At 43.1% G+C, this 25,445-nt stretch carries 22 protein-coding genes and 1 other RNA gene; 3 read left to right on the top strand and 20 right to left on the bottom strand.

The genetic code is table 11. The features are described 5' to 3' along the window. Window positions 1-32: 32 nt before the first annotated feature. From rpoZ to FZ952_RS06205, 3 genes are all read right to left on the bottom strand, one after another. Window positions 33-347, bottom strand: a complete 315-nt coding sequence (gene rpoZ / locus FZ952_RS06215; RefSeq protein WP_037617682.1) for a DNA-directed RNA polymerase subunit omega — start codon at window positions 345-347, stop codon at window positions 33-35. A gap of 26 nt (window positions 348-373) precedes the next feature. Beyond that, a complete protein-coding gene (gmk, locus tag FZ952_RS06210; protein WP_187423879.1) occupies window positions 374-1,006 on the bottom strand; it encodes a guanylate kinase in 633 nt (210 codons plus the stop codon). A 176-nt stretch (window positions 1,007-1,182) separates the two neighbouring features. Next, window positions 1,183-2,796, bottom strand: coding sequence for a ribonuclease Y (locus tag FZ952_RS06205; RefSeq protein WP_037617685.1), 1,614 nt, complete (start codon window positions 2,794-2,796; stop codon window positions 1,183-1,185). A 277-nt stretch (window positions 2,797-3,073) separates the two neighbouring features. On the opposite strand from FZ952_RS06205, the gene FZ952_RS06195 reads away from it, so the two are divergent. Continuing rightward, window positions 3,074-3,556 carry an S-ribosylhomocysteine lyase gene (locus FZ952_RS06195; protein WP_148881013.1) on the top strand — a complete coding sequence of 161 codons (483 nt, stop codon included), beginning with the start codon at window positions 3,074-3,076 and terminating at the stop codon, window positions 3,554-3,556. Between the two features lie 107 nt (window positions 3,557-3,663). On the opposite strand, the gene FZ952_RS06190 is transcribed toward FZ952_RS06195, so the two are convergent. The 5 genes from FZ952_RS06190 to FZ952_RS06170 all read right to left on the bottom strand — a co-directional run bounded on the left by FZ952_RS06190 (window position 3,664) and on the right by FZ952_RS06170 (window position 7,769). Further along, window positions 3,664-5,076, bottom strand: coding sequence for a cell division site-positioning protein MapZ family protein (locus tag FZ952_RS06190; RefSeq protein ID WP_410468289.1), 1,413 nt, complete (start codon window positions 5,074-5,076; stop codon window positions 3,664-3,666). A gap of 15 nt (window positions 5,077-5,091) precedes the next feature. Beyond that, window positions 5,092-6,249: a class I SAM-dependent RNA methyltransferase gene (locus FZ952_RS06185; protein ID WP_148881011.1), complete on the bottom strand. Its 1,158-nt coding sequence runs from the start codon at window positions 6,247-6,249 to the stop codon at window positions 5,092-5,094. A 198-nt stretch (window positions 6,250-6,447) separates the two neighbouring features. Beyond that, window positions 6,448-6,815, bottom strand: an RNA gene (gene rnpB / locus FZ952_RS06180) — RNase P RNA component class B. Between the two features lie 19 nt (window positions 6,816-6,834). Next, window positions 6,835-7,170 carry a cell division regulator GpsB gene (gpsB, locus tag FZ952_RS06175; RefSeq protein WP_148881010.1) on the bottom strand — a complete coding sequence of 112 codons (336 nt, stop codon included), beginning with the start codon at window positions 7,168-7,170 and terminating at the stop codon, window positions 6,835-6,837. Window positions 7,171-7,241: 71 nt separating this feature from the next. Then, a complete protein-coding gene (locus FZ952_RS06170; protein ID WP_148881009.1) occupies window positions 7,242-7,769 on the bottom strand; it encodes a DUF1273 domain-containing protein in 528 nt (175 codons plus the stop codon). A 67-nt stretch (window positions 7,770-7,836) separates the two neighbouring features. Between FZ952_RS06170 and recU the strand changes: the two genes are divergently transcribed. Further along, window positions 7,837-8,439, top strand: a complete 603-nt coding sequence (gene recU, locus FZ952_RS06165) for a Holliday junction resolvase RecU (RefSeq protein WP_037617697.1) — start codon at window positions 7,837-7,839, stop codon at window positions 8,437-8,439. Next, window positions 8,432-10,600: a penicillin-binding protein PBP1A gene (gene pbp1a, locus FZ952_RS06160; protein WP_148881008.1), complete on the top strand. Its 2,169-nt coding sequence runs from the start codon at window positions 8,432-8,434 to the stop codon at window positions 10,598-10,600. The genes recU and pbp1a overlap by 8 nt, the downstream gene beginning before the upstream one ends. A 191-nt stretch (window positions 10,601-10,791) precedes the next feature. Here pbp1a and pepC read toward each other — a convergent pair whose 3' ends face one another. The 12 genes from pepC to FZ952_RS06105 all read right to left on the bottom strand — a co-directional run bounded on the left by pepC (window position 10,792) and on the right by FZ952_RS06105 (window position 25,372). Then, window positions 10,792-12,129, bottom strand: a complete 1,338-nt coding sequence (pepC, locus tag FZ952_RS06155) for an aminopeptidase C (RefSeq protein ID WP_148881007.1) — start codon at window positions 12,127-12,129, stop codon at window positions 10,792-10,794. Between the two features lie 72 nt (window positions 12,130-12,201). Continuing rightward, window positions 12,202-12,765, bottom strand: a complete 564-nt coding sequence (locus FZ952_RS06150) for a GNAT family N-acetyltransferase (RefSeq protein ID WP_148881006.1) — start codon at window positions 12,763-12,765, stop codon at window positions 12,202-12,204. A gap of 47 nt (window positions 12,766-12,812) precedes the next feature. Further along, the gene (gene nadE / locus FZ952_RS06145; RefSeq protein ID WP_148881005.1) at window positions 12,813-13,637 is read right to left on the bottom strand and encodes an ammonia-dependent NAD(+) synthetase; all 825 of its coding nucleotides are present in this window, start codon (window positions 13,635-13,637) and stop codon (window positions 12,813-12,815) included. Beyond that, entirely contained in the window at window positions 13,634-15,094 is a 1,461-nt protein-coding gene (locus tag FZ952_RS06140; protein WP_037614377.1) for a nicotinate phosphoribosyltransferase, read from the bottom strand. The genes nadE and FZ952_RS06140 overlap by 4 nt, the downstream gene beginning before the upstream one ends. A gap of 158 nt (window positions 15,095-15,252) precedes the next feature. Continuing rightward, complete coding sequence (locus FZ952_RS11585) at window positions 15,253-15,411, bottom strand: hypothetical protein (protein WP_156956252.1); 159 nt, start codon at window positions 15,409-15,411, stop codon at window positions 15,253-15,255. A gap of 216 nt (window positions 15,412-15,627) precedes the next feature. Then, window positions 15,628-17,025: an amino acid permease gene (locus FZ952_RS06135; RefSeq protein WP_148881004.1), complete on the bottom strand. Its 1,398-nt coding sequence runs from the start codon at window positions 17,023-17,025 to the stop codon at window positions 15,628-15,630. Window positions 17,026-17,181: 156 nt separating this feature from the next. Continuing rightward, window positions 17,182-20,664 carry a GBS Bsp-like repeat-containing protein gene (locus FZ952_RS06130; protein ID WP_148881003.1) on the bottom strand — a complete coding sequence of 1,161 codons (3,483 nt, stop codon included), beginning with the start codon at window positions 20,662-20,664 and terminating at the stop codon, window positions 17,182-17,184. 295 nt (window positions 20,665-20,959) lie between these two features. After that, window positions 20,960-21,871 carry a thioredoxin-disulfide reductase gene (gene trxB / locus FZ952_RS06125; protein WP_148881002.1) on the bottom strand — a complete coding sequence of 304 codons (912 nt, stop codon included), beginning with the start codon at window positions 21,869-21,871 and terminating at the stop codon, window positions 20,960-20,962. A 66-nt stretch (window positions 21,872-21,937) separates the two neighbouring features. Then, window positions 21,938-22,162 carry a DUF4059 family protein gene (locus FZ952_RS06120; RefSeq protein ID WP_037615226.1) on the bottom strand — a complete coding sequence of 75 codons (225 nt, stop codon included), beginning with the start codon at window positions 22,160-22,162 and terminating at the stop codon, window positions 21,938-21,940. Between the two features lie 107 nt (window positions 22,163-22,269). Continuing rightward, entirely contained in the window at window positions 22,270-23,013 is a 744-nt protein-coding gene (locus FZ952_RS06115; RefSeq protein ID WP_148881001.1) for an amino acid ABC transporter ATP-binding protein, read from the bottom strand. Continuing rightward, complete coding sequence (locus FZ952_RS06110; protein ID WP_148881000.1) at window positions 23,013-23,819, bottom strand: amino acid ABC transporter permease; 807 nt, start codon at window positions 23,817-23,819, stop codon at window positions 23,013-23,015. The genes FZ952_RS06115 and FZ952_RS06110 overlap by 1 nt, the downstream gene beginning before the upstream one ends. A 209-nt stretch (window positions 23,820-24,028) precedes the next feature. Beyond that, complete coding sequence (locus FZ952_RS06105) at window positions 24,029-25,372, bottom strand: DEAD/DEAH box helicase (protein WP_148880999.1); 1,344 nt, start codon at window positions 25,370-25,372, stop codon at window positions 24,029-24,031. Window positions 25,373-25,445 lie beyond the last annotated feature (73 nt).

Genomic DNA, 25,445 nt, shown 5'->3' with positions numbered 1-25,445 from the left:
ATAGAAAAAAATAAGATTGAGTAGCCCCAACCTTAAATCTTCTCACCCTCTTCTTTTTCTTTGGCAATTTGTTCTTTGATTTTGCGTTCTTCTTCTTCTTTGCGCAGTCGTTCCTCTTCTGCACGTCGGCGAACTGCTTCACGTTTTCCTTCTGGGTCTGGGTGAATCACGACATTACCAGATTCAATTTCTTCCAGAGCACGCAATGTTGATTTCTCTGATTTGAATTCCTGAGTTGGTTTAGCACCAGCTTCTAATTCATGAGCACGCTTGGCTTCCAAAATAACCAAAGAATATTTTGATGGCACCTTGTCCAACAGGGTGTCAATAGACGGTTTTAACATCATAATTTTCTACCTAATTTCTAACATAATTATCGTATAAGTACTTCATCTTTTGGAAGCATCTCTTGGTAGCGGCCGATAACTCGATCCACACGAAAATGCTCCGCTTCGATCACACGTTTTACGCGTTCAGCTGCCAAAGGTACTTGGTCGTTGACAATGGCATAGTCATACTCACGCATCAAGGCAATTTCTTCTTTTGCTTTCTCAATCCGCTGAGCAATAACTTCTGCGCTATCTGTCCCGCGACCAACCAAACGGTCTTTTAATTCTTCTAAATCTGGCGGAGTCAGAAAAATGAAGACAGCATCCGGGACTTTTTTCTTAACCTGGAGAGCACCTTGAACTTCAATCTCTAGGAAAACATCCACACCCTTATCCAAGGTCTCATTTACATAAGTGAGTGGAGTTCCATAATAATTTCCAACATACTCAGCATATTCCAGCATCTGTCCCTGACGAATCAGCTCCTCAAACTCTTCACGAGTGCGAAAGAAATAGTCAACCCCATCTACCTCACCAGGACGTTGTGGACGGGTTGTCATGGATACAGAATATTGAAACTGATTATCAGTGCTTTCAAAAATCTCTCGTCTGACTGTTCCCTTACCTACACCTGAGGGGCCTGAAAAGACGATTAGTAAGCCTCGTTCCGTCATCATATCTCCTTCATAATCTTTCTATCTAGTGTAACAGAATTATGCTTATATTTCAAGAGGATGTCTCTATTTCTATAGTGTTCTCATCAAAAAGTTAGCAGGCTAATCCGAAACCTCGTAGGAGAAGTAAGCACTTCACAAGAGAGAAAAAGCAAGCTGCTGCCAACTTGCTTTCCTTCTTATTTTGCGTAATCAACTGCACGCATTTCGCGAATGACTGTGACTTTGATATTACCTGGATATTCCAGATTATTTTCGATTTTTTCACGAACATCATGTGCTAAAATCGTAATCTTATCATCTTTGATCCGTTCTGGATTGACCATGATTCGAATTTCGCGGCCTGCTTGTAAAGCAAAGCTATTTTTTACGCCCTCAAAGCCGTTAGCAATTTCTTCCAAATCCTGTAGACGTTTAATATAGCTCTCAAGTGACTCACTGCGAGCACCCGGACGAGCTGCGCTAAGGGCATCTGCTGCCGCAACGATAACTGCAATCACGCTCTCAGGCTCCACATCTCCGTGGTGGCTGGCAATCGTATTAACAACGATTGGATGCTCTTTGTACTTACGAGCCAATTCTGTCCCGATTTCTACGTGACTGCCTTCCACCTCACGGTCAATGGCTTTCCCAATGTCATGAAGGAAACCAGCACGACGGGCAAGATTCGCATTTTCACCCAGTTCCCCAGCAATAATTCCAGAGAGCTTGGCTACCTCAATCGAGTGACGAAGAACATTCTGTCCATAAGAGGTACGGAACTGCAAACGTCCCATAATTTTCATCAAATCAGGATGCAGGTTTGGTGCCCCGATTTCGTAAGCGGCTGCTTCACCATACTCTCGGATACGATTATCAATTTCTATCCGATTCTTTTCAACCAGCTCCTCAATGCGGGCCGGATGAATACGTCCGTCCTTCAAGAGGGCTTCCATCGTCATGCGAGCAATTTCACGACGAACAGGATCAAAGCCTGAAAGAGTGACTACTTCGGGTGTGTCATCGATGATGACATCAATACCGGTCAAGCTTTCAAAAGTACGAATATTGCGCCCCTCGCGACCAATAATCCGCCCCTTCATGCTATCATCAGGCAGATGAACCGTTGAGTTGGTCTGCTCAGCCACATAGTCACCAGCAATTCGCTGCATAGCTTGCACCAAGATATCCTTGGCCACCTTGTCAGAGCGCTCTTTAATATCCTGCTCCGCTTCCCGAATACGAGTCGCAATCTCTTTAGAGAGTTTATCCTCGGTCTGCGCTAAGATAATGTCACGCGCTTCCGTTTGAGTAAGGGACGCTACCCGCTCAAGCTCAGCTTCCTTTTGCTGCTCTAGCTCAGCTACTTGTGCTTCACGCGCATCAATGTGTTTAGCTTTATCAGAGAGACTTTGTTCTTTATGCTCCAAAGTCTTTTCCTTGTTGGTTAAATTATCGTCTTTGCGGTCAAGATTACTTGCACGCTCTGTCAAGCGGCTTTCAATTTGTTTTAATTCTTGACGCTCAGACTTAAATTCTGCATCAACCTCTTCACGATATTTTCTGGCTTCTTCTTTTGCCTCCAAAAGTGCTTCTTTTTTAAGCGAACTAGTTTCACGTTTGGCTTCTTTGACAATCAAATCAGCTTCACGTTCGGCTTGTCCGCGTAAATTGGTTGCTTCTTGTTCAGCATTTAAAAGAGTAAGTTCTGCGGCATCTTTAGATGTTCTCATCTTAACCGAGATCCCTACGTATCCAATCACTAAACCAATGATGGCAGCAAAAACAAAAACAGCTATAATATTTAAGCCCATGTTTTCACTCCAAATCTATTTAATTATTGAATTCAAAATTCCATACTATTCTATCATAAATGCTGAAAATTCACAAACCTATTTTTCTAAAAAACAGGCCTGTTTCTATCTATTATTCGCTAAAAAGGCGCTAAATAAAAGAATTTAATATATAAAATTTTTTATTTTAAATGTAAACTTTTTTTATGCTATAATCAAGGGGAAGATTTTTAAATATGATACGAAAGCTTATGATTGACTCTGCTTCGCACTCATCTATTATCGTAAAGGAGAACTTATGTCTAAAGAAGTTATTGTTGAAAGCTTTGAGCTGGATCATACCATTGTTAAAGCGCCATATGTCCGTCTGATTGGTGAAGAAACTGGACCAAAAGGAGATATTATTTCTAACTTTGATATTCGTCTGGTTCAACCAAATGAGGATTCCATTCCGACCGCCGGTCTGCATACGATCGAACACCTGCTGGCCATGCTCATTCGCAAACGGATTGATGGTATGATTGACTGTTCACCTTTTGGCTGCCGCACAGGCTTTCATATGATTATGTGGGGACAGCACACAGCGACCGAGATTGCTCAAGTCATCAAGTCCTGCCTGGAAGAAATCGCCCAGACAACTACTTGGGCAGATGTCCCTGGCACTACCATCGAATCCTGTGGAAATTATAAGGATCACAGCCTCTTTTCAGCCAAAGAATGGGCAAAACTCATTCTCAGCCAAGGAATTTCTGATAATGCCTTTGAGCGCCATGTTATCTAAACAAAAAAATGCAGAAATCGTCCGAAATGGAATTTCTGCATTTTTTATTTTGATGCATCGTCTAGCAAGCTTAAGGGTTGCTAGACAATCTGCTGAAGTACATTGATTTAATAATCTAAATCCTCCGCATAACCTGGGCCGTTTCCTACAAAATAACCCGTCTTACAGTTGATACTGAAAAGATAAGTTCCATCTGGCTTGAAGAGGTTATAATAACCATTGCCCTTGATAATATTAACTTTTTCAAGGATGAATTGATCCCCTGTGATATATCCACGTTCACGTGATGTTTGCAAAATTTTCTCTAAAACTCCAGGATTAAAAACCCAAGCTGGATTATTGACATCATCGATAGCCGCTTGATTGTAAGGAACTCGGCTGAGATGACGCTGGAGGTTTACCCCATCACTTGGGAGGCCGAAGCCAGTATAGGAGTTGGAGACAGTGCCTGAGCCTGAAGCACCTCCAGCTGTTGCAGGGCTTCCTCCCTGGTCTGTGCCAGGAGCTGGTGCCGGTACTATTTGACTGCGTCCTTGAGCAACGGCTGCTTTCAGGACTTCATCCAATTTTGCATTTCCGCTTGATACATCAGAGAAATTAGCATCAGCATTTGCCTTGGCTTCTGTATTGAGGACACCGTCTGTAATGGCACCGCCGTCAAATTGTGAATTTACACTTTGGATAGCTGAAATTTGTTTGACCAGAGCATCGTATTTGGTTTTAGCTGCGTCGTAGTCGCTAGTACCTTTTAGAGCCTCAAGCTTGGCTTTCAAACTTTCTAACTCTCCAAATTTGCTGTTTTTCACTGCTGTTTGGCTGCTATCTGTAAAGAATGAAGCGTACAAATCATTAAATTCTTTCAAAGAAGCTTCTTTCTTTGAACTTGATGAAACTGACTTTTTACTTGATTGAGTGGTTGAAACGCTGGAACTCCCTGCTGTTCTATTGCTACTATTTCTTCCCAAGGTAAAATAGAGAGAGGTTCCAATGGCCGTAACCACAAAAAGCGCAAGTACAGAATATAAAACTATCTTCTTCTTGTAAAAAGGAACTTCAAGGCTTTCAAAGTCTTCTTCATCTACCTCTTGAAGCGAATCATCGGAAGGCTCAACAAAAGTCTCAACTGGTAAATCATCGATTTCTAAAGCTGATTTGTTAGGAGCGAGTTCTTCCTCTTCTGCCAACTGTGTTTCATACAAATCTGCAGAATGGTCTGACGCAGTTTCCAGTTCTTCACTTCCCCCATCCTCATATGTTTCTTTGGCAAAATGATCTAAATCAACAGCAACATAAAGCGGGTGCGACTCTTCTGGAGTTTCTTCAAAGTTCTGAGTATCAAACTTCCCTGCTTCTATTTCTTCTCGGTGCTGTTTGATGTATTTATCTAAAATACTATCTTCGTCTGTTACTCCAGCTTCGACTTCCTCATTTTTACGTTTGACTTGACCAACTGTCAAATCCTTGGCTTCTTCAAAATCCAAGATCGACTCTTGCGAAGATTCTAAATCTTTTTCATTCATTATCTGCATTCCTTCCTAATCAAGAATTTGACGTTTGACACGCTCTCCAAAATATTGATATAAATCAACTTTTAAAGTACCGTTGTAGAGTTTTCGTTTTTTATCTGCCTGACCGCCATATTTGGCTTCGAAGGCCTCGTCGCTCGTCAAGATAAATTTACTCCAGGTCTTCAATGGGGTAAAAGTTTCCCCCATTTCCTGATAGAGCTTGGTCACAGCATCATCGTCCAATAAACGCTCGCCATAAGGCGGATTAGAGATAATGACACCATTGATCTTGTCCGTATGAAGGTCTTGTAGCCGCATTTGCTTAAAGTGAATCTGGTCAGCAACGCCGGCTTCTTCAGCATTTTTCTTGGCAATCTCTACCAGACGGGCATCCAAATCAGAGCCCGAAATATCCAATTGGATATCTTGGTCAATCTGAGCCAGGGCTTCTGCCCGAAGCTGGCGAACCAAGTCCCGATCTACCCAATTCCAGTCCTCAAAAGCAAAAGAACGGTGTAGACCTGGTGCCATCTTCATCCCAATCATAGCCGCTTCGATACAGAAGGTTCCTGATCCGCAAGTCGGGTCAATCAAGGGTTTATCTGGATACCAGTTTGACAAAAGTAAAATCGCGGCTGCCATATTTTCCTTGATTGGCGCTCCGCCCTTCTCAGTCCGATAACCACGCTTGAACAAGCTAGAACCACTTGTATCAATCATGATCGTAACAAGGTCTTTTAAAATGGAAACTTCAATCTTAAACTCTGCTCCATTTTCCTGCAAGGGAACACCTTCTGGACGAGCATAATGCTTTTGCAATTTTTTCACAACTGCTTTTTTTGAAATGGCTTGAACGCTGGGCTCATTATGCAGTTTTGATTTGACACATTTGGCTTTAGAAATGGGAAATTTCGCACCTAAGGGTAGATAATTTTCCCAGTCCAAAGCAAAGACGCCTTGAAAAAGCTCTTCAAATGTTTTGGCTGGAAATGTCTCCACAATAATCTTTATCCGATCTGCCGAGCGCAGCCAGAGATTGGTTTGAATAATAGTTTTGACATCGCCTCTAAAGCGGACGCGACCGTTTTCAACCTGACAATCTATACCCAAATCCCGAATCTCACGGCCGACCACTGCTTCCAGACCTGCTGCCGCAGTAGCAATTAAATTAAAATTTTCTTTCATTCTTTCTTACTCTATCAAGATCCGCTTGGCCAAGCCATTGAAAAATTGGTCTCAGCTCGGAATCAGAATGTCCTTACTTGGCTATTCTCTTTAAAAAAACCTTGCTTTCCTATTTCATCCCTTGCAGCAATCTTCTGTCTAAGGGGCTTTATATCTTAATCAAAAAGCTAGCATACGCTAGCTAACCTATGTGCAATTTTCTATAAGCCATGTTTTGTTCCAGAAATGACTAGGTACCATCTCCTTCGATAATCATCTGTCTACTGTTTCCAGTCAGAATGCTATGTTCGTTTCCACGCATTCCGTGCCCCGACCAAAGTTTGGGTTGCTAGCTTGAGGGGTTTACCGCGTTCCACTTCTTCTGTTTCCAGAAGAACTACGTCACTGTGGCACTTTCAGACCTAATCAGACCTATCCAAAGACTTAGCCTTTTCAGTCGCCGTAACGGAAAAATCCGTCCCTAGGCTTATTGTTTCGCCTAGCACAAACACTACCAGCATCACAGCCGGTGCTAGCATGGACTTTCCTCATGAAAATATCAAATTTTCACGCGATTATCCAAAAATTGCACAGTTATTAGACCAATTACAATTCACGCTCTACAATTTGCTTGCCAAAAACTTCCTTTTCCAGACGGTTCAAGCGCTTCAAAATATCAAAGTTGGTTGCCGATGTCATTTGTGGCATTTCTACTGTTGGTTGAACCGGCTTTGCTGGAGCCGTTTCTTCAGGCTTATTCGCCAATTCTTCTTTCAAACGACGATTTTCTTCACGCAGTTCTTGCACCAAAGCAGCGTAAGTTTCATAATCTTTGATAACATCATCCAAAAATTCATCTACTTCTGCCTTGCTGTAGCCACGCACTTCGCGCTTAAAATCTTGATCAAAAATATCTTTTGCTGTAAAAATAATACTTGCCATCTTCTCTCTCCAATCTAGTTCATCATATTCAATTATAAACAAAATCCACTATAAAAATCAAGATTTAGCCCTTATTTTCCTAAAAAATTTTCTGCTACCTCGTTTAAGTCATCAAATGTTAATTTTTTGATAAAATACTGTTCCTGATTTTTCATCTCTTGGTAAAGATAGTTGAGGTTTGTCTCATTTTCTTCATCGTAAAATAGATAAGCTCCGTCTGTATTTTGGATAAGAAATTGATTGTATTCTCGAAACTGACTGGGATTTTGGTAGCTAGGGTAAGCATATTTAACAAAATCTACTTGCTTAAAAGCCGCAAGTTTCGCCTGATTAGCTTCATTCCAGTTTTCTCCTTGATTTTCAAATAGAAAAATAGTTGCTATCTGAAAACTGTACTCTGTTTTTAATTCCTTGGCAACATCCAACACCCATGATTCAAATCCCAGATTCCCCATAAAAATGAGCCAATCCACCCCCTCATCGAGTAAGCGCAGCAAATCCCGCCTGACACCCTCTTTGATAATCTTAATGCGCATGTCTTTCTCGGTCACAATGCCAATTTCAAAAGGCTTATAACCCGCGATAAGTAGACTTGTCATTTATTCTCCCTTAAAAAATGTTTTTATGATATAATAGAGTGATGTTATTGTACCAATAAGGAGTTCTATGGTCAACTATCCTCACAAACTAAAGGTAAAAAATAAAATCTTTAGCTCATCCACAGATTTTATCAGCTTTGCCAATCGTGGGATGTCTTTTGAAAAAATGATCAACGAATCCAACAACTACTACCTAAGTAGAGGACTCGCTGTTATCCACAAAAAGCCAACACCCATCCAGATTGTTAAAGTTGATTATCCGCAGCGCAGTCGTGCTAAAATCGTAGAGGCCTATTTTCGGCAAGCTTCTACAACAGACTATTCTGGTGTTTACAAGGGGCACTATATTGATTTTGAGGCCAAGGAAACGCGGCAAAAAAATGCGATGCCGATGAAAAACTTCCATCAACACCAGATTGAGCATATGGAGGCTGTGCTGAAACAAAAGGGAATTTGTTTTGTCTTGTTGCATTTCTCAAGCCTAAGGGAAACTTATCTGCTTCCGGCTTCCTATTTGATTGAGTTTTACAAGATAGACAAGGGCGGAAAGTCCATGCCTTTATCTTATATTCAGGAAAATGGCTATCGAATCGAAATCCAGCATTTCCCCAGCGTTCCCTATCTTGATATTATTGAACAAAAACTACTAGGTGGTATTACAAATGAATAAACAGACTGTTATGCAGATATTAAAATATCTTGCAAGCGCCCTCATTTCTCTTCTCTTGCTTGGCTTTGTAGCCGGTTGTTTGGTGTTTACTTATTACGCTTCCAAGGCTCCTACGCTTTCTGAGAAAGATTTAATCGCGACTACTTCAAGTAAAATCTATGACAGTGATAATAATTTAATTGCTGACTTAGGTGCTGAGAAGCGAGTGAATACAAATACAAATGAGATTCCTACGGATTTGGTCAATGCCATTACTGCCATTGAAGATCATCGTTTCTTTAGTCACCGAGGAGTTGACTTTATTCGTATCATCGGTGCATTTCTCAGCAACCTCAAAGGTGGAGGCAGACAAGGGGGGTCTACGCTGACCCAACAGCTCATCAAATTGAGCTACTTCTCAACCTCTTCTTCAGATGCGACTCTTTCTCGTAAGATACAAGAGGCCTGGTTAGCCACTCAATTAGAGCGCAAGGCAACGAAGCAAGAAATCCTGACCTACTATGTCAACAAGGTCTACATGTCCAATGGTAACTATGGTATGCAAACAGCAGCCCAAAGTTACTACGGAAAAGATTTAAAAGATTTAACAATTCCTCAATTAGCCCTTTTAGCTGGAATGCCGCAGGCTCCTAATCAGTATGATCCTTACACAAAACCAGAAGCAGCCACCGAACGCCGAAATCTGGTCTTGTCAGAAATGTATGAACTGAAGTACCTCACACCAGAGCAATATGAACAGGCTGTCAATACGCCTGTTACCGACGGCCTCCAAAGCCTAAAAGCTTCGTCTAGCTATCCAGCTTACATGGATAATTATCTAAAACAAGTAATTGAACAAGTTGAAGAAGAAACCGGCTATAACGTATTGACAACCGGAATGGAAGTGTATACCAATGTCAACACAGAAGCCCAGAAAAAACTTTGGGATATTTACAATACTGAGGAATACGTTGCTTATCCTGATGATGAAATGCAGGTTGCTTCCACCGTTATGGATGTGCGAACTGGTAAAGTGATTGCCCAACTCGGCTCCCGTCACCAGTCTACCAACGTATCTTTCGGTACCAACCAAGCCGTTGAAACTAACCGCGATTTCGGTTCAACCATGAAACCAATCACTGATTATGCTCCGGCTCTTGAAAATGAAATCTATACCTCTACGGCTGCCCCTATTACAGATGCTCCATACAATTTCCCGTATTCCAGCACACCAGTCTACAACTGGGACAAGAAATACTATGGTACTATGACGATTCAGTACGCTATTCAGGAATCCCGTAACGTTCCTGCTGTGAAAACGCTGGAAGCCGTCGGTCTAGATGAATCGCTTAAGTTCCTCAATCGCATCGGCATTAACTACCCTGAAATGTTCTATGTTAACGCCTTTTCAAGTAACACCAGCAAAGCCGGCAATGAATACGGAGCTAGCAGTGAAAAAATGGCTGCTGCCTATGCTGCCTTTGCCAATGGCGGTACCTACTATAAACCGCAGTATGTCAATCGTGTCGTCTTCAGTGACGGAACAGAAAAGATCTTTGCTGATAATGGAACCAAGGCGATGAAAGAAACCACAGCCTACATGATGACGGATATGATGAAAACCGTTCTTCACTCAGGTACAGGTACAAATGCTGCTCTTTCTGGGGTTTATCAGGCTGGTAAGACTGGAACCTCCAACTATGCTGATGATGAATTAGCTAAGCTGACCAAGCCTTACTACTACTCTAGTATTGTCACACCAGACGAACTCTTCGTTGGTTATACGCCTAAGTACTCAATGGCTGTTTGGACTGGCTACTCCAACCGTCTGACTCCGATTCTTGATGACGGAGTTAAGGTTGCAACAGATGTTTACCGCGAGATGATGCTCTATTTAGCTCAAGACGGATCAGCTTCAGAAGATTGGGAAATGCCAAACGGCTTGTTCCGCAGCGGATATTATCTCTATCTAAATGGAGCAACTATAAATAATCGCTATAATACCCAACAATATTATAGCTCTACTTCTTCAGAAACTAGCACAGAAGCTTCTTCTAGCAGTTCTTCAGAGACAAGTAGCTCAGCTCCCTCCGCTAATCAATCGACTTCTTCCTCAGAACAAACAAATGGAAGCGAGTCAAATAATCAAAATCAAAGCAGTCAGAATAGCGGAAACCGTTAGAATGCTAAAAGTGATTGGAAATTATCTCCAATCACTTTTTTATTTATATCAAAGTTTAAAACAGCTGTCATCCAGTAGAAAACAAGCCTATTGATAACTGATTGCTCATAACTCTGTCATGTGAATAAGAATTGAATTCTCGTATATAAAACAGAGAGAACAATACCTTAATTTGAAAGGAGTAAAAAAATCTACTTACTCGCCAAAGCTCCCATTGGATCCCAAGGCGCTAAGAGGATTAGTTCAGCATTGTAGGCTGCCAGTTCTTCTGGAGTTAAGAATTCTTTTCTGACCACGATTTGATAGGTGTACTCATCCATCCAAGCATCGCTGGCGACAAAGTACCCCTTATCTCCAACCTTGTCTCCCCAAGAATTTTCTACCTTCCATTTTTTAGCTTGACCATTTTCATCCAAGTCCACCCCAGCCAACACCATAGCATGGGTCATAAGGCTCTCGCTATAATCAAGGCGGCCTGCCTTATCTTGGGTCAACTGGATATCCATGCTGGCAGTCAAATCATGCATACCTTCCTCCATGATTCCTGCCTTGCGATTGCTGGATTGACCCACATCAGAGCCAAACCAAACGGTCTCACCAGCCTGCATCTGAGCAATAGCCAATTCCTTGAGCCGTTTCATTTCTACATTCAAATAGCGAACTGGTTTACTGCCGACTACATTGCCCAACATCTCGACCGTGTAAGACTTGCCATAAGGTTTATCAGCTGTTGGCGCATTGATAATTGACACATAGTCATCCAGCTTGAGGTCTACATATTTTTGGTAAAAGGCCTGTGGGGTCAAATCTGATTCACTGCGGTAGTTGCCATCCTTGTCCCGATAAGCAAAGTCAAACTTCCGAGGCGGTAAGCCCAGTGACATCGCTAGGAAGTTGAAAATTTCCTGTAGTAAAGCTTCTTTCTTGGCTTGTAGACTAGCTTCATCTGCACAACTCAGAGCTAGCTCACGCAAGATTTGAGCATCCTGACGCAGGAGTTTATTGAGCAACTGATCGAGCTCACGGCTATTGCTGGAAGAAATGGACTCCGGATAAACTGACTTGGGCACGACCCCGTATTTCTCAAAAAGAGCCACAACCATATCCCACTGACCGCCGTCCTGTTGAGGCGTATCTAAGAGGAATTTGACCTTACGGCTGGTCAATTCTTGATCAGCCGTTTCCAAAACCTGCTCTAAGAACCAGTTGGATTTTTCATATTTATCCCAAAAGAAGGTATGAGCTTGGGATAGCTCAAAATCTTCCAGCTGGAAGCCCGCAATCATCTTATGGCGGAAGGTATTAAGAGCTGCAAACATCCAGCAACGACCAGAAGCTTTTTGGTCACTGACCTTATCTTTGGTGAGATCCAGTGAGAAAACAGGTGCATTTTCTACAGCAGCAGTCCGTTTTTCCAAAGAAGTCAAGAGTCCATTGTGACTAATGGCGTTTTCCATAGCGGCATATTTAGCATTAGCCTCATAGTCCGCAAAAAGCTTATCTGTAAAATCTTGTTTTAATGAATGCATAAATTCCTCCTTGTTCTATAGACTATTATAGACCTTTTAAAAATTCCTGCAAAGTAAAAAAGTTAAGCACGCCTAACTTTTTCTTTTTAAATCTGATTTTAGAATTCCATAGACAGAAAAATCTTTGACTTCTCCCTTATGAAATACAGCTTGACGAAAGGTCCCTTCATAACTCATACCAGCCTTAGCCATAACACGGCCAGAAGCTGGATTAGCTGTTACAAAATCAGCCCTCACACGATTGAAACCTGCTTCCAGCAAGAGATAGTTCAAAACAGCTTTCAGCGCTTCTGTCATCAACCCTTGCCCCCAATAGTCCTTACTTAAAATATAACCGACCTCGCAAGCATTGACGGTCTCATCCCTGTCTACCACACTGATGTCACCAATCACGTGCTTAGGATTTTCTTTCAGGCATATCGCCCATTTGTAAAAATCCAAGTTTTGGTAATTCTCAGCCCAGCAAGCAATTGATTGTTTGGCCATATCGGGACTCTCGTAAGCATCCCATGTCACATGCAACAGATTATCAGGGCGGGAAGCCCAGTTGTCGTACATAGCTTGATAGTCAGATGCTACAAAAGGTCTTAGCAAAAGACGTTTCGTTTCGATGGACTGTGTACCTACCTTTTTCATTGCTTTCTCGCTTCCTAGCCGGGGTTAAAAAGATTCACTAGAGCTTTTCACTTCCAAAATTCATCAAAAATCGTAATCGGCAAATGGCGTTTGTGCTGGCCTTTATGCCACCAAGACTCGATAGTTTCTTGAGCTTGAGCGGAAACGGACTTACCTTCGAGATAATCGTCAATTTCATTATAGGTCACGCCCAGAGCGACTTCATCAGCAATTCCAGGTTTTTCTTCTTCCAAGTCAGCCGTCGGCACCTTTTCATAGAGAGCCGGATTCGCTCCTAAGGCGGCCAAAAGCTGCTTGCCTTGACGCTTATTGAGACGATAGAGGGGCACAATATCTGCTCCGCCATCCCCAAACTTGGTGAAAAAGGCCGTGACATTTTCTGCTGCATGGTCGGTCCCAATGACAGCTCCGCTATATGAACCAGCCAAAGCATACTGGGCAATCATGCGGCTACGCGCCTTGATATTGCCCTTGTTAAAGTCAGAGACTTTGGCACCCGTTGCCTCCACAGCCTTTGTCATGGCATCAGCAGATTCCTTGATATTGACTGTCAGACTGACATCAGGTTGGATAAAAGCCAGAGCCTTCTGCGCATCATCTTCATCCGCTTGAACGCCGTAAGGCAGGCGGACAGCGATAAAACGATAGCTCTCATCTCCTGTCTCTGCCCTCATTTCTTCTACGGCTATCTGGGCCAAGCGACCAGCCAAAGTTGAGTCTTGACCACCAGAAATGCCCAGAACATAGCTTTTCAAAAAAGGATGTTTTCTCAGATAGGCCTTGAGAAAGTCCACCGTCTTGCGGATTTCTTCCTCTGGGTCAATGACGGGCTTGACGCCCAGTTGGCGGATGATTTCTTCTTGTAGGCTCATTTTTCTGCTCCTATCTGGTAGGCTTTCTTGCGCATCTGGTCAATCAAGTCCATCTTATCCTGCCAAATATCACGCGCCAAATCGACCGGATAATCTTGGGGATTGAGGACCCGCTTGTACTCGTCCCAGAGTTTGTCAAATTCTCGGCGGGCATAGTCCTGAATCTCAGACAGAGTCGGCAAATCGTAAACGAGCTGGCCTTCTTTATAAATATCCACCAAGAGCGGCACCGCATCAAAATTCTTGACTGTCTTATTGATATAAGTATAAGTCGGATGGAACATCTCCAGCTCTGCCAGATGGGTGACGTCAACTCCATCATAAGTGATGTAGTCGCCCTCAGACTTGCCTTTTTCACGGCTGGTAATCCGCCAAACCTGCTTCTTGCCCGGAGTCGAAACCTTTTCAGCATTGTTGGAGAGCTTGATGGTGTTACGCAAGTGCCCATTCTCATCTTCAATCGCTACAATCTTGTAAACCGCGCCTAGAGCTGGCTGATCGTAGGCAGTAATCAGCTTGGTTCCCACACCCCAGACATCAATCTTGGCCTTTTGCATTTTCAAGTTGAGGATGGTATTCTCATCCAAATCATTGGAAGCGTAAATTTTAGCATCTGGGAAGCCCGCTTCATCCAATTGCTGGCGAACTTTTTTAGAAATATAGGCCAAGTCTCCAGAGTCAATCCGCACACCTAGGAAATTAATTTTATCGCCCAATTCACGCGCTACGCGAATGGCCATAGGAACCCCGATCCGAAGTGTATCGTAGGTGTCTACTAAGAACACACAGTCCCGATGAGTGCTTGCATAAGCCTTAAAAGCCTCATAATCATTACCGTAAACCTGCACAAGTGCATGGGCATGCGTTCCCAAAACAGGAATATCAAAGAGCTTCCCTGCCCGAACATTGCTGGTGCCATTGGCTCCGCCAATAACGGCTGCCCGTGTTCCCCAAATCGCTGCATCCATTTCCTGAGCACGACGGGTACCAAACTCCATCAGTGGCTCATCTTCGATCACAGAGCGAATGCGAGCTGCCTTAGTGGCAATCAAGGTTTGGAAATTAACGATATTTAAAATCGCAGTTTCTACCAACTGACATTGTGCCAGCGGGCCTTCTACCTGAACAATGGGCTCATTGGCAAAAACCAAATCGCCTTCTTGGGCAGAACGAACTGTCAGTTGCATCTTCAAATTACGTAAATAATCTAAAAATGCCCCATTATAACCTAATGACTCTAAATAGTCCAAATCCGTCTGGCTAAATTTCAAATCATTCAGGTAAGCCACAATCCTCTCCAAACCTGCGAAAACCGCATAGCCATTATTAAAAGGATTCTTGCGGAAAAAGACCTCAAAAACAGCACGTTTATTATGAATATTTTTATTAAAATAAACTTGCATCATATTGATTTGATATAAATCAGTGTGTAAAGTTAAACTATCATCTGGGTACATGTTCCTTACTCCTCTATCCTTTTATACTGGCTCAAAATCAACATGAAACCTTTCTTTTTAATCGCTTTCTAGTGGCGGTGCAGTCCAGATACTTCCTGACTTATCCTGAAGGCTAAAGACTCAAAGTTCCATAGAAAACTAGACAAGAGATCAGAAAATCAAAGATTTGTGATTCGTGGTTCCATCCCCGTCACGATGGCTAATTCCAATCGTCCCAAAAGCTCTTTGAGCTTGCAAATAGCTAACGAAGTCAGATACAAGGAAAGCTCAAAACAAGCATCTTTCAAACTAGACAGCATCGGCAATATATCTTGCAACAATGAACTACAACTTTTCAGAAGCTTAGGAATTTTGAACTAGCCTTGTCTTGATGACAAGGGAAAGTATCAAAAAGAATTTGATTGAAAGTTAATTTCAACTCTTCAAAGTCACATTTAAATTTTGAGTATGTATTAATTGTATTTATTATAACACAAATGACAAAAAGCATTAGACTAAAAATAGAAAAAGAGCTGAAAAATCAGCTCTATCATTCATTTTGTTTTCTTAATTGGAAACTTGAGTTGGCTATACAGGCCAAACGCAACAATCCAGACGGCAGATCCGATTGCTCCTACAACCGTTGACTCTTGTAAGAAAAGAGTGACAAAGACAAAGGCAAAGAAGAGAATGGTCAAAGGATTGAGAAACTTATAGGCCGGCATGAGATAGCCAGCCGCCATAAACTCCGGTGACTTGCGATATTTGAGGTGGGCTAGCATGGTCAGACCATAGATGGCGATGTAGACACCAGATGAGGAAGCCGTAATCAAGGCAAAGGAATCCGATACTCCCGGCAGAATCTTGATAAAGGCCGCAAAGGCAATGACAGCCGCCGAAGTCAAAATAGCATTCTGTGGAACATTTTGTCGAGACAGCTTCCCAGCTCCTATTTTCTTTAGGAAACGATTAGGCGTATCGTGAGCAATCTGATACAAATGGCGCCCAGTTGAGTAAAGAGTCGAATTCAGAGCCGAGGCTGCTGAAGTTAGGACTACGAAGTTAATCAATGCTGCCGCCCACTTGAGGCCAGCCAACTTAAAAACGATAACAAAGGGAGAATCAGCCGTTGCCAGCTCTTTCCAAGGAATAATAGCCATAATGGCAAGGAGAGAGCCTCCGTAAAACAAGATAATCCGCAAAGGAATTTCTTTGATTGCTTTTGGCAGCACCGCTCGCGGATTTTCCGTTTCAGAAGTGGTAATACCGATAAATTCAATAGCCTGATAGGCAAAGAAAACCATCTGGAAAGCCATAATAAAGTTCATAAAGCCATTAGGAAAAAGCTGAAAATCTTGGCTGATATTCCCAAGACTGGCTACTCCGTGCGGTGTTTCAAATCCTGTCAGCATCATAAAAATAGCTGTTGCAATCAAGGCCATAATGGCTACAATCTTTATCATAGCAAACCAAAATTCAACCTCGCCGAAGACTCGAACTGCAATCAGATTGACCAAACTAAGAAGGGCTAGAAAGACGAGCTGAATCAGCCAAGCTGGCCAGTCAGGAAACCAGTACTGCACATACTGGGCAACAGCCGTAATCTCAGCCATTCCAATAAAAATCAGAGAAATCCAGTAGGACCAGCCTGAAAAATAACCCCAGCCAGTTCCCAAATATTTCGTAATAAAGTTAATAAAAGTATGCTGATCAGGGTCGTAATAAAGCATTTCTCCGATAGCCCGCATCATCAGATACATGAACATCCCCGTTAGCATATAAATCAAGATGATGGACGGACCAGTCAGACTAATCGAGCGCCCAGCTCCCAAAAAGAGCCCTGTACCAATGGTCCCAGCTATGGCAATAATCTGAACATGTCGATTCTGCAATCCACGTTTCATCCCATTTTTGGTTTTTGTTTCAAATTTTTTCCTGTCATTTTCAATCATTTGACCTCTCCTTTTCATGTGAACTGACTTATTGTATCACAATTCTGACAATTCTACCAGATATTTTTTATTTTCTACAAATCTCTGCTCTGTGAAAATACAAAAAAGAGCTGGGATAGAAATCCAGCTCTTCATTGTTTTGAACTAGGCCAACATCTAAGATCTCACGGTAATAAACGGTGAACCTTCCGTGTTATCTTCTGGAGCACCACTTTTTACACCAAAAAGATAATCAACTGAGTACCAGCCATTATTATTGGCATTGTAAGGATCAAACACCTGTGTTTGTCCGTTTTGATAACCTCTCATGACCAACTCATGGGTGACTGGGTAGTTTGCAAAAACACTACTACCAACAGCTGCTAACACATGATGCCCAATCGCCAAAGATTGTTTAACCGCTGCTGATGAGGATAAAATATCCGTTGTCAGTCCCCAGTTCTGAGCCGCTTGGACAATTCCTCGACTTGAAGTTCCGAATAGGCCATTTTTGTTAAAGGAATCTGTATTATGATACAGGAAATCTGCTACAGTTGTCGGCAAAACAGTTTGACCAGTAATGCCAGAGATAGCCATTGCCAAAGTGGTCGGAACACAGCCAGTAGCATTCAAATTATAATTCCCATAGACTCGGCCAGCCCATCGAGGATCACGTTGGGAATAATACGGCGTACTATAAAGCCCCCTATTGACTGTCGTAGTCGTACCACCAACTCCTACTAAGCTGCCATCATTTTGGGTATAATATAAATGGACAATATATTCACCCGTTGAATATTTATGATTTGAGGCCCGTACCAAGGCTTTATAACTACCATCTGCTTGTTTTTGAGCTTGATACCAAACGATATCATCCTGCCCATTGACACTAGACCAAGTTGGTAAATAAACTGCCTTGACTCCTTTGGGGTTAAATATATTGGACACTACCACTTCAAAAGTACCTAGCCGAGGATTGTTGTTTTGAATGGTAATTTTTCCTATTGGCTTGATATTTTCTGCATCTATATTTGCTGTCGTCTTGGTGCCACCAACGCCGACCATACGACCATCATTCTGGACATAGTAGAGGTGGATGTTGTATTCACCTGTGGAATACTTGTGGTCGCGTAGATTGACCTGCGCCTTGTAGGTGCCATCGGCTTGCTTAGCCGCTGTGTACCAGATAAGATCGTCCTGACCCTTGGCACTAGACCAAGTCGGAAGTTTCACTTCCTTTATGCCATAGCCATTCTCGACTTCAGAAACCACCACTTCAAAAGTGCCCGTCTGTTGATTGTTGTTCTGGATGGTCAACTTGCCCTTTGGAGCTGCCAGAGAAACTGTCGTCTTGGTGCCGCCAACGCCGACCATACGACCATCATTCTGGACATAGTAGAGGTGGATGTTGTATTCACCTGTGGAATACTTGTGGTCGCGTAGATTGACCTGCGCCTTGTAGGTGCCATCGGCTTGCTTAGCCGCTGTGTACCAGATAAGATCGTCCTGACCCTTGGCACTAGACCAGGTCGGAAGTTTCACTTCCTTTATGCCATAGCCATTCTCGACTTCAGAAACCACCACTTCAAAAGTGCCCGTCTGTTGATTGTTGTTCTGGATGGTCAACTTGCCCTTTGGAGCTGCCAGAGAAACTGTCGTCTTAGTGCCGCCAACACCGACCATACGACCATTGTCCCCTACATAGTAAAGGTGGACATGATACTCACCAGTAGAATACTTATGATCGCTAGCCTTGACCGTCAGTTTGTAAACACCATCAGCCTGACGAACACCCCGATACCAGATAAGATCATCCTGACCCTCAGCACTAGACCAGGTCGGAAGAAGAACCTCACGAACTCCCACTGGACTGCTCACTCCACTGACTAAAACATCAAAAGTACCTGTTGCAGGATTGTTATTTTTAATCGTCAGGGTTCCCTTTGGTTTGGCGATGGAAACGGTGGTCGTTGTTCCACCGACTCCAATCAGCTGGCCATTATCCTGAACATAATAGAGATGGACATGATACTCACCAGTGGACAGCTTATGATTGCGGGCTTGAATACTAGCTTTGTAAGTGCCATCAGCCTGCTTGGTTGCTGTGTACCAGACCAGATCATCTTGACCTTTGTCGCTGGACCAGGTTGGTAGATGCACACTCTTGACTCCAAAAGGACTAGATACTCCAGAAACAATCACATCGAAGCTACCCGTATCGGGATTGTTATTTTTAATCGTCAGGGTTCCCTTTGGTTTGGCGATGGAAACGGTGGTCGTTGTTCCACCGACTCCAATCAGCTGGCCATTATCCTGAACATAATAGAGATGGACATGGTACTCACCAGTGGACAGCTTATGATTGCGGGCTTGAATACTAGCTTTGTAAGTGCCGTCAGCCTGCTTGGTTGCTGTGTACCAGACCAGATCATCTTGACCTTTGTCATTAGACCAGGTTGGGAGCTTAACCTCCTTGACACCAAAGGGATTGGAAACACCGGAGACAACGACATCAAAGCTACCTGTATCGGGATTATTGTTCTCGATTTTCAAAGTTCCTTTGGGCTTAGCGGTCAGACTGAACTGGGTGCCACCCACACCGACTAATTGGCCGTCATCTTGGACATAATAAAGATGAACTGTGTAGTCTCCCAGAGAATATTTGTGATCGCGAGCCTGAATGCGAGCCCTGTAAGTGCCATCAGCCTGCTTGGTTGCTGTGTACCAGACCAAATCATCTTGACCTTTATCATTAGACCAGGTTGGGAGCTTAACCTCCTTGACACCATAAGGATTTGAGACTTCTGAGACGACGACATCAAAGCTACCTGTGTCTGGATTATTATTGGTGATATCCAGTTTTCCTTGCGGTTTGCCGATGGTGACAGTTGTTTGGGTACCGCCTACGCCGACCAGCTGATTGTCTGCCAGTAGATAATAAAGGTGGATATTGTACTCGCCTGTGGAATACTTATGGTCACGGGCAGCGACGCTGATCTTATAGCTCCCATCCACTTGTTTTTTAGCATCATACCAGATAATGTCATCCTGCCCATTAACGCTGGACCAAGTGGGCAGGGCTACTTTTTTGATGGGCTTAGGAGCTGAAATATTGGTTACATGTACATCGAAGCTACCAGCATTTGAATCTACATTTGTAATAGTGAGGGTGCCTTGGGGAGTGTCATCTACTGCACGAGGCGCTCTCGTTTCTGCCTCTGAGACTGCTTTTGCTTCTGAGCGAATTTTGCTTTCAATAGTGTTTTCAGCAAGTTTGGAAGCTTCTTCACTTGCTGTTTCATCTTTGTTTTGAGCGGATTTATCTGTTTCAGGATTGATTTTAGGTTCCTCAGCTGTCTCTGAGACTCCTGCAGCTGATTCTTTTTGCTCTTCTATAGATGAAGTTGTAATCGCTCTTTCATCTTGACTCGAAGAATTCGCAGATGCAGTAACAGCTTGCTTGCTTTCAGAATCCTGCTCTGAAGAGATTTTTGGCAACTCTGATTGCTTTGATGCATCTGGGTTCGTCACTGCAGCCGACGGCTCAACTTGCTGCCTATCATTTACTGTGTGACTTGCTTCCTCAGCAAATACGCTATTGGCACTTGCTGCTAATAAAATAGCCGTGCTGGCCAGATAAACAAATCCTTTAGTTTTCATATTTCTTTCCGTCCTCATTAATGATTCCTATTTTTATTGTAACATAATATGATAGTTTCGTATCATTTTTATCAGCCTCTATTCAAAAATTGTCCCTATTATTTCATTCGTAAAAAAATATAAAAATGAGGCTGAGACAAAAAGATTTCAATTTTTAAAAATCTTAATTATTAAGCCCTTCAAATCTATAATTAAATGCAAAAAGCGAACAAAGCAGAATTCTGATTACCAGAAAACTAGTTTTGTTCGCTTTTTATATTTGAGGTCGGACTTTTGTCCCAGCCTCATCTGCTTTTTAATGCTCTGTAATATACTTATAAACTTCTTGGCCTGCTACTGCTCCATCCCCAACGGCTGTGGTAATTTGACGCAGGTCTTTCTGACGGACATCACCAATGGCATAGATGCCGTCAAGAGCTGTTTTCATATGCTGATCTGTGACAATCCAGCCAGCTTCATCGCAGATTCCTAGATCTTTGACAAAATCGCTAACTGGATCTAAGCCGACATAAACAAAGACGCCGCCAAAATCTGCCTCACTGCTTTGTCCCGTTTTAACATTTTCAAAAACTACACTGGTTACCTTACGGTTATCCCCTTTGATTTCTTTTACAACTGAATCCCAGATAAAGCTGATTTTTTCATTGGCAAAGGCTCGCTCCTGCAAGAGCTTTTGCGCCCGCAATTGGTCACGGCGGTGAACAATCGTCACAGATTTTGCGAAGCGTGTGAGGAAAATCGCCTCCTCAACGGCAGAATCGCCACCTCCAACCACTAAGAGATTCTCATCACGGAAAAAGGCACCGTCGCAGACCGCACAATAGGAAACGCCGCGACTGTTGTATTCTTCCTCTCCAGGGACTCCTAAATGACGGTGATTGGCTCCAGAAGCCAGAATCACTGTCTTGGTTTCAAATACTTCATCCTCTGTGATGATTCTTTTATATTCACCCTGATCTTCAATCTTTTCAACCTGACCAAAGAGGTGTTCAACACCTAGATTTTCTAAAGGTTCAAACATTTTCTCAGCCAGCTCTGGTCCGCTGATATGGGCATAACCAGGATAATTTTCAATCTCTGCTGTATTATTCATCTGACCGCCGTAAATACCGCGTTCAAGCAGGGCCACTTTAAGATTACTTCTAGCTGCATAGAGGGCTGCTGTCATTCCCGCAGGACCAGCCCCAATAATCATTGTATCGTACATCGTTTTTCCTTTCTCTTTGTTGTAACTATGATTAGTCTAACAAAGCTCCTGATTTTTTACAAGCAATTAAGCTTTGAAAACAATCAGCAGACCTAAAACTGCAAAAGACAAAACCGGAATCGTCATAATCGCAATCAAGAGAACATCGTAAAGATGACTTTGACGCTCTTTAGCAGTCTTATCCTTGCGACGAATCATACGCAGGCCGATCCACAAGCCATCAACAATTCCTACAGCGATAGTGGTATAAATAAGACTTTCGATATAGAGAGAAAAAATCTGATTTAACATGTCAACTCCTCAATCATCAATTGCATTCTTAGTAGCCTTTAAAAAGACTCTGGTCGAAAACAAACCCAGCTGGTCTAGCCAACTGAGCTTTCACTTTTTCCATTATATCAAATATAAGTCCGTTTGTAACTAGCAAAGAATTCTTTGGTTCTAACTTCCTTGGGATGATTGATAATCTCCTCTGGACTGCCGGACTCGATAATATGCCCCTTATCCAGAAAAAGCACTCGATCTGCTACCTGGGAAACAAAAGATATATCATGGCTGACCAGGATCATAGTTTGTCCTGCTTTAGCAGCGTCGGCAATGGATTTCTCTACCTCACCGACTAACTCTGGGTCAAGGGCTGAGGTAGGCTCATCCAACAACAGAACATCTGGCTTCATGGCCAAGGCCCGCGCCAAAGCCACCCTCTGTTTTTGACCGCCTGATAAATGCTTGGGATAATGATTCTCACGGTCAGACAAGCCAACTTTTGCCAACTCTTCCTTGGCAATTTTAGTTGCTTCTTGATCAGACAAGTTCTTGACTACCAGCAGACCTTCCTTGACATTTTCCAGAGCTGTCCGACGGGAAAATAAATTGAACTGCTGGAAAACCATGGCCAATTTTCGACGCAGAGTCAAAATCTCATCTGGTGAAATGGTTGAAAAATCCACCTTGAAGTTATCAATTTCAATCCTTCCGCTACCTGGTTGCTCCAAATAGTTGAGACTGCGCAGGAAGGTTGATTTACCAGCACCTGAGGAGCCTATTAGAGCAATAACTTCGCCTTTTTGAATTTCCAAACTCAGGTTATCCAAAACCTTTTGTCCAGAAAATTCCTTACTTAACTGGGAAATTTTAATCATTAAATCCTACCTCCTTGCGCTTGCTCCATTTTTTCCAGATTGGCTGGCGCCTTGATATCCATAGCCTTTTCAATCACACGACCGATTTGCTCAATCACGATATTGATAATCCAGTAAATAATCGAAACGGAAATGAAGCGCTCAAAATAACGATAATCCGAGCCACCGATAGCCTGAGCCTTGGCAAAGACTTCCACGACACCCGCACTAAAGGCCAGAGAAGTCCCCTTGGTCAAGCCGATGAGAGAGTTAATCAGAGTCGGCGTTGCCACAACTGCTGCATTTGGAATGATGATCCGCAAATAGACTTGACGGTTGGTCATTCCCAGACTCCGAGCCGCTTCAATCTCACCTGCGTCCACCGAAAGAATAGCTGCCCGAATCGTCTCACTGGCGTAGGCCGCTTCATTAAAGGCAAAGGCGATAATCGCAAAGACTGAGGCAGGGATGGCATTGATATTAAAAGCCGTGCCATATTTTTGATTGATGGCTTTCAGCAAGAGCGGAATCCCGAAATAGGTCAGCATGAGCTGAACCAGAAGGGGCGTCCCACGGAGAAAACTAACAAAAAGTGCCTGAATGGGATAAAGAATCCGCGTACGGTTAATCTTGACCACTGCGAAAATCATAGCCAAGATGATACCAAAAAGTGCGCCACCAAGCGTTAATAAAAGTGTAATGGGCAAATTTTTCAGAATTGCTGGAATGGCATCAAAAACAGCCCGTAAACTAAATAATTTGCCATCTGGTAGGAGCTGCAGCAACTCTGCATACCAGTTCGCAGTTAGGATATAAGTTGTAAACATTATAGTTACTTCCCTTTCTCGATAATGGATTATTCTATCATAATTTTAGTCAGATGCAAACTATTTAGCATCAGGAAATAGCCAATCTCTGAACCTCTGGTAGATAGCTGGAAAATTGCAATAAAATAGACCAGTAATCCTAGTCTATCATAGTTTCACTGGTCTTTAAAATATAATTTTTCTATATCCGCCATAGAAAGAATTTATGACTAAAAAGTCTGGCGCTTAGCCTTGCGTTCTGCTCGACCACGTGCGCGGTTCTCAGCTCGCTTGGTCTTGCGGCGCTTTTCATTAACCGCCCATTGGATTTTCTTCTTATAGCCTGGTTTGATTTTTTTCTTTTTCTTCTTGACCAGACCAATCATTTCTGTGTCCAGCTTCTCCCTAGTCTTCTCCCGATTAGCCCGGCGATCCCGATCATAGGTATCTTGAAATTCACCATTTTTTATCATCTTAGGAGTAAACTTGATACCCATCTTTTCCAGCTCTCGAATATCCGAATCATCACTCGGTTGATAGAGGGTAATGGCTGTGCCGAGAAGACCATTTCGTCCCGTCCGGCCAACCCGATGGACAAAGAAAGATAAATCCTGCGGAATGGCATCATTGATGACATGGCTGACACCCTCGATGTCAATCCCCCGAGCCGCCAAGTCCGTCGCTACGATGTATTCAAAATCCAGATTCTTGACCTGATTCATGATACGCTTGCGCTCCCGCGGCGGGATGTCACCGTGAATCTTAGCCACTTTTAGCCCTTGCGCAGTCAGATAGGCCTGCAATTCATCCGCCCGAGTCTTGGTATTGACAAAAATCATCGCCAAATAAGGCTGGAGGATCTGACTAATCTCATAAATCTGGGCATTCTTATCCCGCCCCTTGGTTGACAGGAGCCAATTATCAATGGTATCGGCGATCACTGTCTTGGTCTTAATCTGCTCCATGACTGGACTAGACAGGTATTTTTTCAAGAAAGGCTGGAGCTTCTGCGGAATGGTAGCCGAAAAAACCAGAAACTGCAATTCTTTGGGCAGACGAGCTGCAATCCGGTCTACCGTCTCCAAAAAGCCCATGTCCAACGTCATGTCGGCCTCGTCCACGACAAAGATATGAGCCTTGTGGATAGCCAAATCACCTGACTCAACTAAGTCATAAATCCGCCCCGGCGTTCCAATGACGATATGGGGCTGGCTAGACTCTAATTTGCCGATTTGGCGAACCTTATCAGTCCCGCCGACATAGTTGGCAATTCGAATTTCTTGCTCCGAAAAGCTAGCCAGCTGACGTGCTGCCTGATAGATCTGGGTTGCTAATTCTCGGCTGGGTGCTGTAATCACCGCTTGGACACTGTCAGCCTCCTCATCTAGTTCTTGGAAGATAGGCAGCAAAAAGGTATGCGTCTTGCCTGATCCTGTCTTGGACTCCCCGACCAAGTCTCGGCCAGATAAAACCACGGGAATCAGCTTTTCCTGAACCTCCGTCGCCTCCACAAAGTTCAGGTCCTTGAGGGCTTCCTGAATATAATCTTTAAAGTTAAATTCTGTAAATTTCATTTTTTCCTCTGTTCACTCTTAATCTTATCCATTATACCAAAAAAATATCTTTTCTGCTCAGCTCAGGACGAGA

The organism is Streptococcus sp. Marseille-P7376 (assembly GCF_902460385.1).
Lineage (GTDB): Bacteria > Bacillota > Bacilli > Lactobacillales > Streptococcaceae > Streptococcus > Streptococcus sinensis.
This window is presented reverse-complemented; position numbering and strand designations above follow the sequence as displayed.